A 19,100-nucleotide genomic window follows, 5' to 3' on the forward strand; every position below is an offset into this window, starting at 1 on the left:
GCTCACTACCGTCCAGGTACCTGTGCCTGTCGTTGCTGTATTGGCTGCAAGGGTAGCTGAAGTCGTACATAAAGTCTGGTCTGTGCCTGCATTGGCTGCTGGGGAGGGAGCAGCATCAAAACGGATGGTTACCTGGTCGGAACTTGAGGCACATACCCCATTGCTGATCGTCCATTGTAATACATAAGTTGTGCCTGATACACCACTGAAAGTTGTAGCTTCATCGGTGGCATCTAAAAAGCTTCCTCCTGCTCCACTCACAATCGTCCACAACCCTGTGCCTATTACTGGAACATTACCTGCTAATGTCGTTGAAGTGCTGCATAACGTCTGGTCTGCTCCTGCTGTAGCTATTGTGGGTGATTGATCAAATTGTATCTGCACAATATCGCTGCTCGGTACACATACACCACTACTGATCGTCCATTGTAAATCATAAGTCGTTCCTGCTACACCATTAAATACCGTCGTCGGATTGTTTGCATTCACAAAGCTTCCGCCTGCACCACTCACTACCGTCCAGGTACCTGTGCCTGTTGTTGCTGTATTGGCGGCAAGGGTTGCTGACGTTGTACATAAAGTCTGGTCTGCACCTGCATTGGCTGCTGGGGAGGGAGCAGCATCAAAACGGATGGTTACCTGGTCCGAACTTGAGGCACATACCCCATTACTGATCGTCCATTGTAATACATAAGTTGTTCCTGATACACCGCTGAAAGTTGTGGCCTCATCGGTAGCATCTAAAAAGCTTCCGCCTGCACCACTCACAATCGTCCACAACCCTGTGCCTATCACCGGAACATTACCTGCTAATGTCGTTGAAGTGCTGCATAACGTCTGGTCTGCTCCTGCTGTAGCTATTGTTGGTAATTGATCAAATTGTATCTGTACAATATCACTGCTCGGTGCACATACACCACTACTGATCGTCCATTGTAAATCATAAGTGGTACCCGCTATTCCATTGAATACCGTCGTCGGACTGTTTGCATTCACAAAGCTTCCGCCTGCACCGCTCACTACCGTCCAGGTGCCTGTACCTGTCGTCGCTGTATTGGCTGCAAGGGTGGCTGACGTGGTACATAAAGTCTGGTCTGTACCTGCATTGGCTGCTGGGGAGGGAGCAGCATCAAAACGGATGGTTACCTGGTCCGAACTTGAGGCACATACCCCATTGCTGATCGTCCATTGTAATACATAAGTTGTTCCTGATACACCGCTGAAAGTTGTAGCTTCATCGGTAGCATCTAAAAAGCTTCCGCCTGCACCACTCACAATCGTCCACAACCCTGTGCCTATCACCGGAACATTACCTGCTAATGTCGTTGAAGTGCTGCATAACGTCTGGTCTGCTCCTGCTGTAGCTATTGTTGGTAATTGATCAAATTGTATCTGTACAATATCACTGCTCGGTGCACATACACCATTACTGATCGTCCACTGTAAATCATAAGTCGTTCCTGCTACACCATTGAATACCGTCGTCGGACTGTTTGCATTCACAAAGCTTCCGCCTGCACCACTCACTACCGTCCAGGTACCTGTGCCTGTCGTCGCTGTATTGGCGGCAAGGGTAGCTGACGTCGTACATAAAGTCTGGTCTGTGCCTGCATTGGCTGCTGGCGAGGGAGCAGCATCAAAACGGATCGTTACCTGGTCCGAACTTGAGGCACATACCCCATTACTGATCGTCCATTGTAATACATACGTTGTTCCTGATACACCACTGAAAGTTGTGGCCTCATCGGTAGCATCTAAAAAGCTTCCGCCTGCACCACTCACAATCGTCCACAACCCTGTGCCTATTACTGGAACATTACCAGCTAATGTTGTTGAAGTGCTGCATAAGGTCTGGTCTGGGCCTGCGGCAGCGATCGTAGGCGATTGATCAAATTGTATCTGTACAATATCACTGCTCGGTGCACATACACCACTACTGATCGTCCATTGTAAATCATAAGTCGTTCCTGCTACACCATTAAATACCGTCGTCGGACTGTTTGCATTCACAAAGCTTCCGCCTGCACCACTCACTACCGTCCAGGTACCTGTGCCTGTCGTCGCTGTATTGGCGGCAAGGATGGCTGAAGTCGTACATAAAGTCTGGTCTGTACCTGCATTGGCTGCTGGTGAGGGAGCAGCATCAAAACGGATCGTTACCTGGTCCGAACTTGAGGCACATACCCCATTGCTGATCGTCCATTGTAATACATACGTTGTTCCTGATACACCACTGAAAGTTGTAGCTTCATCGGTAGCATCTAAAAAGCTTCCTCCTGCCCCACTCACAATCGTCCACAACCCTGTGCCTATTACTGGAACATTACCAGCTAATGTTGCAGACGTTAAACACAAGGTCTGGTCTGGGCCTGCTGTAGCTACCGTGGGTGATTGATCAAATTGTATCTGCACAATATCACTGCTCGGTGCACATACACCACTACTGATCGTCCATTGTAAATCATAAGTCGTTCCTGATACACCATTGAATACCGTCGTCGGACTGTTTGCATTCACAAAGCTTCCGCCTGCACCACTCACTACCGTCCAGGTACCTGTGCCTGTCGTCGCTGTATTGGCGGCAAGGGTGGCTGACGTCGTACATAAAGTCTGGTCTGTACCTGCATTGGCTGCTGGCGAGGGAGCAGCATCAAAACGGATGGTTACCTGGTCCGAACTTGAGACACATACCCCATTGCTGATCGTCCATTGTAATACATAAGTTGTTCCTGATACACCGCTGAAAGTTGTAGCTTCATCGGTAGCATCTAAAAAGCTTCCTCCTGCTCCACTCACAATCGTCCACAACCCTGTGCCTATTACTGGAACATTACCTGCTAACGTCGTTGAAGTGCTGCATAACGTCTGGTCTGCTCCTGCTGTAGCTATTGTTGGTAATTGATCAAATTGTATCTGTACAATATCACTGCTCGGTGCACATACACCACTACTGATCGTCCATTGTAAATCATAAGTGGTACCCGCTATTCCATTGAATACCGTCGTCGGACTGTTTGCATTCACAAAGCTTCCGCCTGCACCGCTCACTACCGTCCAGGTACCTGTGCCTATTACTGGAGCATTACCAGCTAGGGTGACTGAAGTCGTACATAAAGTCTGGTCTGCACCTGCATTGGCTGCTGGCGAGGGAGCAGCATCAAAATGGATCGTTACCTGGTCCAAACTTGAGGCACATACCCCATTGCTGATCGTCCATTGTAATACATAAGTTGTGCCTGATACGCCGCTGAAAGTTGTAGCCTCATCGGTTGCATCTAAAAAGCTTCCGCCTGCCCCACTCACAATCGTCCACAACCCTGTGCCTATTACTGGAACATTACCTGCTAATGTCGTTGAAGTGCTGCATAAAGTCTGGTCTGGGCCTGCTGTAGCTATTGTTGGTGACTGATCAAATTGTATCTGTACAATATCACTGCTCGGTGCACATACACCACTACTGATCGTCCATTGTAAATCATAAGTCGTTCCTGCTACACCATTAAATACCGTCGTCGGACTGTTTGCATTCACAAAGCTTCCTCCTGCACCACTCACTACCGTCCAGATGCCTGTGCCTATTACTGGAGCATTACCTGCTAATGTTGCAGACGTTAAACACAAGGTCTGGTCTGTGCCTGCATTGGCTGCTGGTGAGGGAGCAGCATCAAAACGGAGGGTTACCTGGTCCGAACTTGAGGCACATACCCCATTGCTGATCGTCCATTGTAATACATAAGTTGTGCCTGATACGCCGCTGAAAGTTGTAGCTTCATCGGTAGCATCTAAAAAGCTTCCCCCTGCCCCACTCACAATCGTCCACAACCCTGTGCCTATCACCGGAACATTACCTGCTAATGTCGTTGAAGTGCTGCATAAAGTCTGGTCTGGGCCTGCTGTAGCTATTGTTGGTGATTGATCAAATTGTATCTGCACATTATCACTGCTCGGTGCACATACACCACTGCTGATCGTCCATTGTAAATCATAAGTGGTACCTGCTACCCCATTGAATACCGTCGTTGGACTGTTTGCATTCACAAAGCTTCCTCCTGCACCACTCACTACCGTCCAGGTACCTGTGCCTGTCGTCGCTGTATTGGCGGCAAGGGTGGCTGACGTGGTACATAAAGTCTGGTCTGTACCTGCATTGGCTGCTGGTGAGGGAGCAGCATCAAAACGGATGGTTACCTGGTCTGAACTTGAGGCACATACCCCATTACTGATCGTCCATTGTAATACATAAGTTGTTCCTGATACACCACTGAAAGTTGTAGCTTCATCGGTAGCATCTAAAAAGCTTCCTCCTGCCCCACTCACAATCGTCCACAACCCTGTGCCTATCACTGGAACATTACCAGCTAAAGTTGCAGACGTTAAACATAACGTCTGGTCGGGGCCTGCTGTAGCTAATGTGGGTGATTGATCAAATTGTATCTGCACATTATCACTGCTCGGTGCACATACACCACTACTGATCGTCCATTGTAAATCATAAGTGGTTCCTGCTACCCCATTGAAGACCGTCGTCGGACTGTTTGCATTCACAAAGCTTCCGCCTGCACCACTCACTACCGTCCAGATGCCTGTACCTGTCGTCGCTGTATTGGCGGCAAGGGTGGCTGAAGTTGTACATAAAGTCTGGTCTGCACCTGCATTGGCTGCTGGTGAGGGGGCAGCATCAAAACGGATGGTTACCTGGTCCGAACTTGAGGCACATACCCCATTGCTGATCGTCCATTGTAATACATAAGTTGTGCCTGATACACCACTGAAAGTTGTAGCCTCATCGGTAGCATCTAAAAAGCTTCCTCCCGCTCCACTCACAATCGTCCACAACCCTGCGCCTATTACTGGAACATTACCTGCTAATGTCGTTGAAGTGCTGCATAACGTCTGGTCGGGGCCTGCTGTAGCTAATGTGGGTGATTGATCCACTGTGACAGCGACAACATCTGTTAAATCAACTTCACAAAGTGTGGTTGCATGGCGTGCATATACTTTTATCGTGACATTAGCCGAAACAGGATCAGAATTAATAATGAGATTTGCGCCGGTACCAAGAAAAAATCCACTTAAAGGAGCATCTGTAGCATTATCTTGCAACTGATAAAGAACACCAGCTTCAGCAGTATTAATCGTGACAGGAACACTACTGCCCGAACAAACCGCCGGCGTGGCTGGCGATACTGTTAACGCTGCAGATGGAAGGGCGTTAATCGTTACAGTTTGAATGTCCAAACATGTGGGCACAAAAGAAACGAAATCATTCATTGCGTCCCACTGTGCATCATTGCGAGAAGCGATTCCATAAAAAGTTGTGATTCCGGAGCCTAGATCGTGACTCTCAATGCCCTGCGTTGCGGTCACTGTATTTGTCGCAAAAAGCGCATCCAACGTATGTATTTCAATAATATTGGTGGTCTCGTGAAGCTGCGCTTGTGCCGTGATCGTGAAAGCGCCAGCCCGATCTACAGCTATATAATCCACCACAAATTTGCGAAAAGGTGCGCTACCGGTAATAAAGTAACTTACTGCACCACCGAGGTCCGGGGTTAAATCATCCCAAGCCACAGCAATGATATTATTTGGATTGACCGCATCGCCTAATGCCTGATTATCGTCGAGAGACGTTACTGTCGGAGCACCCCCAAGACCTAGTACACCATTACTGCCAATTCGCAGCTGCGTATAATCCGTACCAAAAAAATTAAATGTAAAACCTATGTTGACGAGTTGTTCAGAATTATCACCTAAAATCACGGAAGTAGGAGCAACCGGAGACTCAGGATTGTAAACTCCAGTTACCACAGCATAAGAAGTGGGATTGCCATCCGTTGTAACTAATTGATGTGTTCCAACTCCTGCACCAGCAGGATCAAATGTACTTCCTGTTACACCCGGACCATAATAATTTGTTCCACCGGTTAACGCGAAACTAGGTTCGTTGATGCAATAAGCAGCACCGAGATTGGTAAAATTACACTGAGCGTTTATAGCCGCATTGTTGAGTAAAATACCCAGAAAGGATAGCAAAAAAATAAGCCCTGTCTTGTAAAATCTCAACATCCAGAGAAGGGATAATTTGAACGGATAAACTTAATTTTTAAAGGCGTAGGAAAGTAGCCGCAAACCGCTTCGGCATTACATCAGTCAGAAAATCGCCCATTCGCATTAGTCATCATGAATGCCATCTTTTTTTGGGTCTCCAATTGAATGGTTCCCAATAAAGCAATACGCCCATCAGGGAGCGCTTCTACGCCTCCGGCGGTATCATCGCCCTCTAATGACCCAAAACTTGTTGTCCAGCTAACGGCCCCGTCGCGTTCCACTCGAAGTAAAAAAATATCCTTTTTGTTGTTATCTCTTACCTCATTTGCCACAATGAAATACCCATCTGGTGATGCATTTGCCCCTGCAATACCTTCAATTCTTTTACCAAGTGGAATTTTCTGATCAAATGTTCGCGTTGCAACATCGGGGTTCTGAGGTTTGCCGAATCTGGTCAAATACAAATCACTGGATCCGCTAGACGTCGAGGTTCCAATCATGAGATAGCCATCGCCTAATGTTTGCGGGATTTTTAAAGTGGAAGAAGCTACTTGCTCCTCGTTAATTTGATTATTAGAAAATTCATGCAACCCGGTTGGTACGCCGTTTATGTTCGAGGCGATTAATTGAAAGCAAAGCTTATAATCGACTGACCCTTTCCGTGGCTTGTCCGAATAACCAAAAACCATGTAATAAATAGCATCATTCAGGCTGATTTCAAACGCTTTTGTCCCTGACCCGAGATGCTCACCACCGCCTGGCGACAAATCACTGACAAGGTCCAGCGTATTATTGATTTTAAGAAGAAGAATGTCGGCTTGATCCGGGGGCGGTAAGTCCGGATTTCGTTCGGGATTAGGATCCTTATAACCAGTTATCAAGAAACCGTTGTCCGAAGATTCGCTTACCGCTTTAGCTACCTGATTCTTTGTATTGGTAATAAAAATGCTATCAATTAAATTCCCGTCCTGTCCCAAAACATATAAACATGCATTTGTGGTAGCTCTTTCAACATTAGAGAGCACTGCTACTTGACTCCCACCATTTATCAGTTCAATATCAACAGCGGTTTCATTATCTGTTTTAAATTCACGCTGCCAAAGAACATTCCCCAATGCATCCGTTTTTACAATAAATGGAGACACGGGGTCGCTTTGCGAATAGGAATTTCCTAATAAAACAAAAGATCCGTCGTTGTTTCTTACAAGATCTACACCTTCTTGTTCACCGTCTTCGCCGTAATACTTAGTGAAATAGTTTTCGAAGATAGGCTCAACGTTGCTTGCGGTATCGCAAGACAGCATACAAATAATAAAAACGAGCGTGCTAAGACTGATCAGTCGCATTACGTTGTCTGTTAATGAACCTGAATACTGATTTCGTCCTGGGTTTTTTCAATTTTCTGGGCTTGTAAAACGGGTGAACATATCCTATGGATATTGAAAGATTATCCAATCTGAAATCATCATCGACATATGGATACGGAAGACCCTCCGCATAATTGTTAAATCGATTTTCAGTATTCGCGATATTTTTGGTACCCAGCGCATAACGTAGGTCCACAAAGAAAAAATCAAGCTTGTATTTATATTTAACTCCTCCACCAAAAAGAAATGATCCGTTTAATCTCCGACGATGTGAGTTCAAATTCAGATTTGGTGTTTCATTGTCTGCTGATGACAATTCTTCTCCAAGCCCGTTAGTGGAACTCATTCGGGAATCACGATTGAAAACGTTTAATATACCTTTATCTCTTAGCAGGAAATTGAGAGAGTACCCGACATAAGTATATGGTCGAATTTTTCCTTCATCATCGCCATATTTTACAGTTAGAGGCAAGGTTGCCCAAGTCTGTCTGTCTAAAAACTCAACAATATCTTTGTTGGGTCCAAAAAGATTGTTTGTTATGTGTTGGAACCCGGTAAAGACATAGCTAAAGCCGGCTGAAAAAGTAACGTTATTATTATAGTTATAATTTAACCCTGCCCCCATTTGCCATCCTAATCGGAGCTTGTATGATTGCTTAGTTTGCGATTCTCCACCGATAGTTACATCGTGAATAACGCGTATAGGGGATGTGTTAGGGCCGAGCATTGCATAGAATTCAAATATCGGTGTGGCGGTGAATTTTTTACTTAAATAAACAAGGTCGATAGGGTCACGCTGCGGATCAGTTACATATTCTGGATTAGCGCGCAAAACTTCCAGATAACTATTTTCAGCACCAATAGGATCTTCTAATAGCAAGTAAGTTTCAGTCAAAAGCAGGTAAGCACGTTGTCGCCATTCATCATTCTGGTTTTTATTAAGGCAATCACTTAACATGGCAGGAATACCATACAAATGTCCAGCATTAAATTCGTCGGTGGCCAGCGTAAGGGCTAATTCACATTCGGTCTGTGCCTGGATGTGACTAACCCCAAACAAAAACAACACCATCAATACTGAGCATCTTATTTTTTTACACATCAGTAGTCTTTTATTAGGAGACGTACGCACGTATTCTCATATGGAGTTTCCTCACCGTAGCCAACATACTTTTTCCATTCCTCCTGTGTCATGTTTCGGTTCAACTTCGGGCAAATTTGTTCAGCCAACAATGAAGGGTTGGTGGGCCAAATCCTTATCTCAGACTCACTGCATGCGGCAATGAGATAATCAGATCCCTTGGCAAATTCGATATCCCAAATAAATCCACTGTTGTTATCCATGACTACAGGCAAATCTTCCGGCAAGTCCAGCACATAAAGCTGAAGCCGTTTATCCAATCCAGCGCTTGCAAGTAACTTTTCATCGGGACTAAATGCGACATCATTTACGCCAGCGCGATGGCCTGAGAATTGGCGGACCTCTCTGGTATTCAAATCATACAATTTAACGAGTCCCCTTTTATTGCTGATATCATCAACGCCATAAGCCAAATACTTGCCTGAAGGGCTGAACTTGACTGACAAGATTCTGCTGGGTGATTCTTGTGCCAGTATAGAAATTGACTTGTTATCCAAGTTGTATAAAACAACTTGGCCTGACCATGCCGCACCTGCCAACCACCTTCCATCAGCGCTGATGGAAATGGATTTGAGTTCATAAGGCAGTGTTACGAGTGTTGTAACGTTGCCGGTATTTTGATTGACCAGCGATAACTTTTTGCTTCCACTTGAAACAATGAAACCGGAGTTGTCGGGCAAAAATTCAATATCATTTGTAGGACCATCAAAACCTCCTACAACCTTTGCCCTACCCCCATTCAAAACACTATAAATTTGGACAAAGGAGGAATCGCTGCCATTGACTACGAAGGATTCATCCTTACTCAATGCAATAACTTTGGACGGATAGGGAGTAGCGTAAGTCGTCGCAGTATTCGTAAGCTTGGTCAGATCACCCTCGTAGATTCGTCCATCGGCGCCTGCAATATAGAAACCGCTTTTTGAAGAGACTGCCAGCGATCGCAAATGTGTCCTGGAGGGGCCATCAATTTTCATCGCATTGTAAGTGGTTCCATTAATTTTTTTCAGGGCCGCGTACAGACCGTTGTATATATATGGCTCGTATACTTTTCCCTCATACCTGCGGTTGTAAATAAATCCTTGCATTGCCATCAATCCCTTCAGGTCCTTATCGTCATCTTCCTGGACTGATTTGGTCGCCAGGTTTTGAGCAACCGCCAGCATATAGAGTTTGTTTGCAAGCCTGTAGTTTAACTGCGCTTCTTCAGATTTAAGTTCGGCAAGTTCTTTTGCCGCTCTCTCTTTTTCACCCGCCGCGATGGCCTTAGCTTCTTCTTCCTTCGCTTTTAAAAATGCTAACTCTGCCCTGTTCTTCTCGAACGTTAATTTTATGTATGCTTCTTTTAATTCATCGTTAGAAATCTGGAGTTGTTCTCTCGCATTCTCAGCTTCTATCGTCTTTCGTTCTGCCTCAAGTTTATTAGCCTCCGCTATTTTTGATTGAGCGATTGCTTCTTGCCTGCTTGATTCAGCAGCTAGCCGTTCTTGGTCGGCTTGAATTTTTTGAAGATATGCGAACACGAAAAATATAATCGCGACGATAAAGGCTATTCCCAGAATAACGGCGGTTGCACGTGTACGTCTCAGTACACGCCGTTGCATCATCTCCTGATTTTTTAATTCCGCATCGTAGGTAATACGACTCGTATCAAGGAATACAATGGCACGTTCAAACGCTTCATCATAACGCTGACCCCACTCACGGGTCGGTTTTTGTTTCTTTTGCCAGTTAAGTGCAAGCTGCAAATCCGGAGGCCGCCATAGGCCAGTCTTTCCGATCTGGTACATAGCGGCTGCTTCCGAAAGTCTTTTATACATGGAAGCAGATTCATACTCTTCATTGACCCATCCTTCTAACCTTGTCCATATGCGCATTAAGCTTTCATGCGAAAGCTCAATCATGGAATCACTGTGTAAAGGTATATTCGCCGCGGGCATCAGAAAGGAACGGCCTGGTCTTCTGAAATGATCGACCACACGAATTACGTCCTCTTCACTTGCCTCCGCCAATTCTGCGACCATACCCAAACGGCAGGGTCTTCTCATAAAACGATTCAGTTGGTTTCTCTCCGTGATATTCTTGAAAAGCACTTCGGCGATTTCTTTATCACGTGAGGCCAATTCTTCGTATGCTTCATTAGCGTGTTGGGCCAGTGCAGTACTGATTTTTCCAATGGCATTATAATGCCGGATATCCATCACCTCTCCGGGCTCGTGATTTGCTACCCAGTAATCCCAGGTACGCATCAACGCATGTTGGAAAATGGGGAGTTGATCCTGGGTGTTCCCTATGTCATTTAATAAACGCTTGACAAGACGTTGTGAAATCTTCCCGCCTGCAACCGCTACTGGCCCTTCAATAACGCTTCGTTTTTGCTCGCGCGTCATTTGTGGAACCAGGTAATTACTGTTGTTGATTTGTTCCGTCAGGCCCGCAAAGATGGAGCATTCACCAATGAAATCAGATCTCATCGTAAGTGCCACATAGGTAGACACTTTATCCTGTTGTATGGCAGTCAATAACAAGTTTACATACAACTGTGCTTCGTTCAATGCTTCACTACTCTCAGCTAGCTCACGATAGCCGAAGATTTCTTCAAACTGATCAACCAGAAAAAAGGCATTTTCACTTTGACCACGTTGAAGATATTGTGAGACTTTTATTAACCCATCCGAACCACTCCGCAGAACGGAGTTAATGATCGCGCGTTGCATTTCAACACCGTCGGCATCCAGTCGATTTGTCTTCAGCATAAAATCCAGTACAGATTCCGTCAGATTGTTGATCGGTGATGTACCCGGACGCGTGGTGATTACATTCCAATAGGGCCCTGAGTTTGTAACGAATCCCCCATACAGGATAGGGACTAATCCGCAAAACAACAACGATGACTTACCACTTCCGGAATACCCCATGATGGTGATAAATCGATTCTTAGAAATCTTTAAAAGGATATCATCAATCTGATGTTCGCGACCAAAAAACAAATGCGTGTCATCGATGGAGAATGGCCTTAATCCCGGAAATGGGTTAGCATCAGAAAGCGGAACGTTTGAAAAAACGTCGGAATTAGATTGTGGATCGCCGCTATGAGAGGGCTGGTTTTGCATGTCAGCCTATCGCGTTAACATTTAAAGAATCGACACTGAAAATCCTTGGTTGCACACCTCACAGTTTAAAAAATACCTCGCGAAAAAAAATGATGCGCTCGAATATATAGCAAAAATTCTGAAATGAAAAAAAGGGACTTTACGTCCCTTTTTCACTATTTACCTTACTTGAATGCGATTATTTGATCTTATTCACGATGGCTTCAAAAGCCGACGGATGATTCATTGCCAAGTCGGCAAGAACTTTTCTATTCAGATCTACATCGGCTTTCTTCAATTTACCCATGAATTCGGAATAAGAGAGACCATGCAGGCGGGCACCCGCGTTAATCCGGGCAATCCAAATGCCCCTAAATTCTCTTTTCTTTTGCTTTCTGTCGCGGTAGGCGTACACCAACCCCTTTTCAATAGCGTTTTTAGCTACGGTCCATACATTCTTTTTACGGCCGAAGAAACCTTTGGCCAACTTCAAGATGCGTTTTCTTTTTGCTCTTGAAGCTACGTTGTTTACTGATCTTGGCATTTTGCTGAATTTTTGACGGATGGCGTCACACCTATTGAGTGATCTTTACGGCCAGCAATCGGGTTAAACATCTAAACCTTAAAGAACAAGCATGTCTTTTACATTATTCATATCTGCCTTGTGAACCAAAGACTTGTTACCGAGTCTTCTTTTTTGTTTGGTTTCTTTTTTTGTCAGAATATGATTCTTAAAAGCATTCTTGCGCTTTATTTTACCAGTGCCCGTTACTTTAAAACGTTTCTTGGCTCCTGATTTTGTCTTTAATTTTGGCATCCTTATAAAATTAAACTCTATTTTTTTCCTGCTTTTGGCATCACAATCATGCCCATTCTTTTGCCTTCCAATTTTGGTAACTGTTCCACTTTGCCAAAATCCTCAAGCCCTTGCGCAAACTTCAGAAGTAAAATTTCCCCACGTTCTTTGTATACGATGGATCTTCCGGCAAAAAAAACCGTGGCTTTTACTTTAGCGCCTTCCTTTAAAAAGTTCTGAGCATGTTTTAACTTAAAGTTGAAATCATGTTCGTCAGTATTTGGTCCAAAACGAATCTCTTTGAGTACGACCTTTACTGCTTTCGACTTTATCTCTTTCTGCTTTTTCTTCTGCTCGTACTTAAACTTCGAATAATCTACAATTTTACAAACAGGAGGATCTGCGTTAGGAGAAATTTCAACTAAATCCAAACCCTGGTCCTGCGCCAATTTAATGGCTTGCTGGATGGGATAGACATCTACTTTAATTTCATCACCTACAACTCTAACCTTTGGAGCAGTTATCCTTTCGTTAACTCGATAAGGTTCCTCCGGGCGTTGAGGCCCCCTTCTTAGTGGTTTGTTGTAACTCGGCTTGTTGTTATTAAAAATTGCGATACTATTATTATTTAAGTGGCTACTATTTACGTTTTGAAAAACAGGGTGCAAATATCGTCATTATTTCATTTTTTCAAAATCAATTTGGCGCTGCACATTCTATCTTAAATCTATTTACGAACTCTTCGAGTGGAACACTCCCCTGATCTCCGTGCCCGTGCTTCCTTAGTGCGACAAGTCCTTCTGCGACTTCTCTCTCTCCCACAATAAGCATATAAGGGATTTTTTTGGTCTCGGCGTCACGGATTTTACGTCCGATTTTTTCATCACGATCGTCCAATAAACCCCTGATGTCCTGTTCCTTAAGCTTGTCGTATACAAGCTTTGCATAATCATTAAAACGTTCTGAGATGGGTAATACCGCGATCTGATCAGGAGCAAGCCAAAGCGGAAAATTACCCGCACAATGCTCGATCAACACGGCGACAAACCTTTCCAACGAGCCAAACGGCGCACGATGAATCATAACCGGAGTATGTTTCTGATTATCTGATCCGACATACTCTAAATTAAATCGTTGCGGAAGTTGATAGTCTACCTGTATGGTCCCCAACTGCCAGTTTCTGCCCAATGCATCTTTTACCATGAAATCAAGCTTCGGACCATAAAAAGCAGCTTCACCCTGAACCGCCACAGTTTTTAAGCCTCTTTCGTCAGCCGCTTCCTGTATTTCACGTTCCGCCTTTTCCCATAAATGATCTTCGCCAATGTATTTCTCCTTGTTTGCAGGATCTCTTAAAGAAACCTGGGCTGTGTAATTCTCAAAACCCAAAGAATTAAAGACATGAAGCACCAAGTCGATCACTTTAACAAACTCTTCTTTTACCTGGTCGGGCCGGCAAAAAATGTGCGCATCGTCCTGTGTAAATCCACGAACCCGCGTTAAACCGTGTAATTCGCCGCTCTGTTCATAACGGTACACTGTACCGAACTCGGCTAACCGAACCGGCAGATCGCGATAAGATCGGGGCTTAAGTTTATAAATTTCGCAGTGATGCGGACAATTCATCGGTTTTAACAAAAACTCTTCGCCTTCATCGGGGGTATGAATTGGTTGAAAAGAATCCTTTCCATATTTTTCATAATGTCCGGATGTAACATATAGCGATTTGCCACCGATGTGCGGAGTAACCACCGGATCATAGCCGGCTTTAATCTGAGCCTTCCGAAGAAACTGTTCGAGGCGTTCACGAAGTATTGTACCTTTTGGTAGCCAAAGTGGCAAACCCATCCCTACTTTTTCGGAAAATCCAAATAATTCGAGTTCCCGTCCTAATTTGCGATGATCACGTTTTTTGGCTTCCTCTAAAAGATGAAGGTATTCCTCTAATTCCTTTTGCTTCGGGAAGGTGATCCCGTAAAGCCGGGTGAGCATTTTATTTTTTTCATTTCCACGCCAATAGGCACCGGCCACATTTAAAAGTTTTACAGCCTTAATGAAACCGGTATGTGGAATATGAGGCCCTTTACATAAGTCTACAAAACTTCCTTGTTGATAAAAGGTAATCTTGCCATCTTCTAAACCATCGATCAACTCAAGTTTATAAGGGTCATCTTTTTTCGTAAAGTATTCGAGCGCTTCTGCTTTACTAACCTCCCTCCTGTCGTATACACTGTCTTTTTTGGCTAGCTCTTTCATTTTGTTCTCTACCGCCAAAAGATCTTCCTCTCCGAAGGGTTTATCCCCCAGGTCAATGTCATAGTAGAATCCATTATCAATGGGCGGTCCGATACCGAACTTTACCCCCGGGTATAAGCTTTCCAATGCTTCTGCCATTAAATGTGCAGAGGAATGCCAAAATGTATTTTTACCTCCCTTGTCATTCCAGGTTAGAATTTTGATGGAAGCATCTTGTGTTATTGGACGAGAGAGGTCCCACACTTCTCCATTTACTTCTATTGCTAATGAAACACGGGCTAACCCTTCACTGATGCTGGCGGCTATTTCGGAACCTTTTACACCTTGCGGATACTCACGCACACTTCCGTCGGGGAGTGAAATTTTTATATTCATTTCAGAGTTGAATTAAACTACAAAATTAATTCGGGCACAAATATGCAAAAAGTCATGGTAGAAAAGGCACGAATTACAAAGTGAATTGAAAGCTAAAGAGTACGGCAAATTTCCGGATGTCGGGATTACCGAGGTAGGACAGACGGTGGACAAAGTCCACGCGAAAAAATTTAAAGATATTTTCGACTCCATATCCTAATTCCACGTATGGACGATTCGGATCAAAATATCCGAAAGTCCGCGTTGGCTCACCTTCAAGTGTTATGGGGGCTATGATATCTTTATTCTTTTGACTCAACGAGCCATATATCACATTCGCGGTCCCGACCAGTCGCCATTTTAATTTTCGCATCAGTGGAATCTTGTTCAATAAAAATCCTTCGAAGTGATGTTCATATTTCAAAGATGCAAACTGGTCGCTGATGAATTCGCCATAGTTCATGAGGTTGTAGGTGACCGATGTATAAAACGGAGACTCGTTACCCAGGTGCAAAGCCATTAAGGGATACGGTAATGTAGCAAATACTTTTTCAGCTGTTAGATTCATGTATCCCGCACCTAGGGGTCCAAATCTAAGGCGTCTATAAACACTTAATCGCAGCTTATCATATTCAAAATTGCTATTAAGAACACCCTTTAATCCCCGGGTGTATCGAATAGTGATAACGGGCCATCTAACGGTTCCGAGGCTTAAGCGTTCATTGTCCGATTGTATAAAAAGTTCATCTCGTGCATACCTGGATTCAAGAATCAGTTCAGCAGTTTCAAAGTTTTCTCTGATCTGTGAATTGGCTATATCATCCGGGCGATCGTAATAGGCAAAATTGAAAGTAGGCTCAAAGGTGGAATAACGGAAGGCTACACGTTGTTGAAACCCCTTAAAGAGTTCGCGCCTGAAATCAATTCTCCCCTCATTAAAATAATAGCCCGTCCTGAAAACACCGAAGCGCTGCGACGCGAGTAGCAAAAAATTATCAGCAGCGCTTTCGTCATCAATTCCTACACGGCTGATATCGCTTCGAGCGCGGACGGTTAAGGTTGTCCATCGACGCCTCGACATAATATTTTGAACGAATGCCATGTATTTAATTCGTTCGTCTTTAAATCCATACCCCAGCTGCCCCCCGAATACCCATTTCCCACTAAATTTTTCATTGGTTTTAAAACCAGGTTGTATCCGCAACCCCTCAATGTTATTGACCGCAAACAACGAGATATACGGTCCCACATCAAGTTTACCAACGGGGTGATAGCCACCCACAATGAGTTTGAAAATATCTGTATAAGTCTTAACCACCGGAATGTTTTGAAGTGTATCGATCATCTTATACACATTTTTTTCTGTCGGCGTTAGTGGCTCATGACGCAATGAATCCCAAGAATCTTCTTCTTCGTTGGCGCGTGCATCCTCCGCCATAACAATGGGTGTTTCGTAAAATGATAGAGGGCGTGGTTTGTTGATAACGAAATTCTTATTCGACGTGTAAAACTTTGCCAACATACCTGCCGAAGTTCCTGTGACCTCACTAACATCAATAAGAACCCGATTCTTTACAGGTAGCCATGCACCCTCTGCAGTGGGTTCAAGCTCTTGTTGAATTTTTATTTTTTCGATAAAATTCAGATTGGCTTGCTTCCCTATACTTACGTCAATTTGTTTCAATGCGAACTCGTCCCTTGTGATCCACATGCTTCCTGTAAAGGCAAGATCTTGTGGACTCTTTGGAAAAAAATCTAGTCGATAGCAATAGTCATCACCAACGTAAAGACTATCCATCAAATCGTATTCGTAATAAAGTCGCCATCCATCGGCTATCGGCGAAACAAAATCTTTGGCTAAAATATTGAGCCAATTTTGATAAAAGTTGTATTCCTGAAATGAAGATCCTACCAGTTGAGTTACGGTAGTTCCATCTTCCACACCCACACCATTGATCTTTGAACGTAAAATGTTCTCGAATTTAAGGGATGGATTATCACGGTAGTAAACTTTGGAAACACTTTCCGTAATAAATAAGGGCAATATCGGTTTGCCGTCCTCGCCAGCAATCCGCTCAATACTGTCGAGTACTTGTGTGATCTTTTTAACAACTTTACGCTGACGAAATTTATCCGAAAGATTGTCTACGTCGATTTCTATTTTCGTATAGGTATCATACTCGTAAGCAGTCAGTTTTCGTTTGTCATTTTTGTTTTTATTGCGTACAACCTTTCTTAAAATATCAAAAGCTGGATTCTCGCCTGCAACAAAAACGATTTCCTGAAGTTTAGTAATATCTTCCTCGATCTGAAAGTTGACAACTTGTGTTGTTCCTTTTATAATAAATCTTTTCTTTACCTTATAACCGATATAAGATACAACAACCGTATCGGCAGGTGTATTGGACCTCAATTCATAATTGCCATCGAAATCTGAAGTAACGCCAATGGTTGTACCTTGGAATATGACATTTACATAAGGAATAGGATCGCCGGAGTTAACATCTGTAATCTTTCCCCTGACAATCGTTTCTTGCGCTAGAACAGGACCCGTCATGAAACAGAAAACGATAACTAAGATGCGGTATGAATAAAAAAATAACCGATGAAAAATGTTCTGCACGCGTGAGTAATTAAAAAACAGTTATTAAACCCATGTACACCCTATAAGGTTATTGAGCTTCTTGTACATTCACCTCTTCTTTCTGCCCTAGAAACCGCGGCGCGGTTTTTAAAACATAGAGGTCAAGTACAGCTTTCGTCCTTGCAAGATACTCCCGAATTCTGACTTTGAAAGAGTATTCAAAATCGGGTTCCTCGGCTACCATTGCAATCGCGTTGATGTTATGATAACGGCTGATGAATAACGCTCTGTAGCTATGAAACGGTTGAGTAATAATGATGAATTTGTTCTGTCCAAAAATTTCTTTGCAGCGTACGATGGAATCTAAAGTGCGCAAACCGGCGTAATCGAGGGTAATCGCGGATGCTGGTATGCCCTTTTTAAGCAAGGCCTTCAACATCGCCATAGGTTCATTATAGTATATGGAACGGTTATCGCCACTCAGGATCAAGTGATCAATTTTACCTTTTTTGTAGAGTTCAGCGGCGGTTTCAATTCTATTTTCGAAAAAGGGGTTTGGATCGCCTTTGGCTGTTCGGTGACTCGTTCCTAACACTAAGGCAATTCGATGATGAGGTACCTTGTTCAAATCAGAAAATACCCTGCTTTTTGTACTTCTGACGATCCATAGATTAGAGAATATGAAAAGCGAAATAAATAAAATAAAAAGTGTAAGAAATATTCTCTTCATCCAGCGCATCAACGAAATAGCCATTATAGGACAACCAAATTTACTCAATTGTGCGGATAAACTCTCGTTCTATAAGGTCTGACTTCCTAACTATTTTACGGTACCATTTCAACTTAAGGAAGTCTTTCTCGTGATCTGTCAATCCAATAAATCGACCCTCGGCATGCATTTTAGGGATGGTCATGCTTAGACAAATCGCTACGCTTACCGATAGATTGTAACTTTCCGTAAATCCATACATGGGAATTCTAACCTTTTGATCACAAAGCGCCAATGCTTCTTTCGAAACGCCGCGGAGTTCATTTCCAAAGACAAATGCTATCTTATTCTCAAGGCTAATTTTTTCGATAGAAATGCCATCTTCGGCAGGGTCGGTTGCCAAAATTTTATAGCCTTGATCCTTTAGTTGACTCAAAACTAATTCAGTATTATTAAGAGTCTTAGATGCATGATGCTTGATGTCAATCCATTTGTTCGAACCCTTCAAGACTTTTGGATTGGTGCTGTACTTGGTAATATTTTCAACCATGTGAATATCCTGGATCCCCATACATTCACAAGTTCTTATTACCGCACTTGCGTTTTGAGATTGAAAAATATCTTCCAGGACAACTGTGACCTGTCTTGTTCTCGCACTCAGAACCTTTTCAATAACTTCTTTCTTATGATCAGAAACGAATTGGGAAAGGTGCTCAAAAACTAATCGTTCACGATCGGTCATAGATGAAGCTA

11 protein-coding genes are annotated in these 19,100 nt (G+C 43.7%); all 11 read right to left on the reverse strand.

Annotation, left to right across the window (positions count from 1 at the left end; genetic code table 11):
* The coding region (locus tag P2W71_RS14335) for a hypothetical protein (RefSeq protein ID WP_276371953.1) at positions 1–6,066 on the reverse strand (6,066 nt) is incomplete at its 3' end.
* Positions 6,067–6,146: 80 nt separating this feature from the next.
* Positions 6,147–7,394 carry a hypothetical protein gene (locus tag P2W71_RS14340; protein ID WP_276371954.1) on the reverse strand — a complete coding sequence of 416 codons (1,248 nt, stop codon included), beginning with the start codon at positions 7,392–7,394 and terminating at the stop codon, positions 6,147–6,149.
* A complete protein-coding gene (locus P2W71_RS14345; protein WP_276371955.1) occupies positions 7,375–8,517 on the reverse strand; it encodes a hypothetical protein in 1,143 nt (380 codons plus the stop codon). The genes P2W71_RS14340 and P2W71_RS14345 overlap by 20 nt, the downstream gene beginning before the upstream one ends.
* Positions 8,517–11,669 carry a hypothetical protein gene (locus P2W71_RS14350; RefSeq protein ID WP_276371956.1) on the reverse strand — a complete coding sequence of 1,051 codons (3,153 nt, stop codon included), beginning with the start codon at positions 11,667–11,669 and terminating at the stop codon, positions 8,517–8,519. Before P2W71_RS14350 ends, P2W71_RS14345 begins: the two co-directional genes overlap by 1 nt.
* Positions 11,670–11,847: 178 nt before the next feature.
* Positions 11,848–12,192: a 50S ribosomal protein L20 gene (gene rplT / locus P2W71_RS14355; RefSeq protein ID WP_276371957.1), complete on the reverse strand. Its 345-nt coding sequence runs from the start codon at positions 12,190–12,192 to the stop codon at positions 11,848–11,850.
* Positions 12,193–12,270: 78 nt separating this feature from the next.
* A complete protein-coding gene (gene rpmI / locus P2W71_RS14360; protein WP_276371958.1) occupies positions 12,271–12,465 on the reverse strand; it encodes a 50S ribosomal protein L35 in 195 nt (64 codons plus the stop codon).
* A 17-nt stretch (positions 12,466–12,482) separates the two neighbouring features.
* Entirely contained in the window at positions 12,483–13,055 is a 573-nt protein-coding gene (gene infC / locus P2W71_RS14365; RefSeq protein WP_276372044.1) for a translation initiation factor IF-3, read from the reverse strand.
* Between the two features lie 85 nt (positions 13,056–13,140).
* Positions 13,141–15,075: a threonine--tRNA ligase gene (thrS, locus tag P2W71_RS14370; protein ID WP_276371959.1), complete on the reverse strand. Its 1,935-nt coding sequence runs from the start codon at positions 15,073–15,075 to the stop codon at positions 13,141–13,143.
* A 73-nt stretch (positions 15,076–15,148) separates the two neighbouring features.
* Positions 15,149–17,611: a DUF5686 and carboxypeptidase-like regulatory domain-containing protein gene (locus tag P2W71_RS14375; RefSeq protein ID WP_276371960.1), complete on the reverse strand. Its 2,463-nt coding sequence runs from the start codon at positions 17,609–17,611 to the stop codon at positions 15,149–15,151.
* Positions 17,612–17,726: 115 nt separating this feature from the next.
* Positions 17,727–18,368, reverse strand: coding sequence for an ElyC/SanA/YdcF family protein (locus P2W71_RS14380; protein WP_276371961.1), 642 nt, complete (start codon positions 18,366–18,368; stop codon positions 17,727–17,729).
* A 40-nt stretch (positions 18,369–18,408) separates the two neighbouring features.
* Complete coding sequence (locus tag P2W71_RS14385) at positions 18,409–19,089, reverse strand: RNA methyltransferase (RefSeq protein ID WP_276371962.1); 681 nt, start codon at positions 19,087–19,089, stop codon at positions 18,409–18,411.
* Between the last annotated feature and the right edge of the window lie 11 nt (positions 19,090–19,100).

The sequence above is a fragment of the Chryseolinea sp. H1M3-3 genome, from assembly GCF_029360725.1.
In the GTDB taxonomy this organism is placed as follows: domain Bacteria; phylum Bacteroidota; class Bacteroidia; order Cytophagales; family Cyclobacteriaceae; genus Chryseolinea.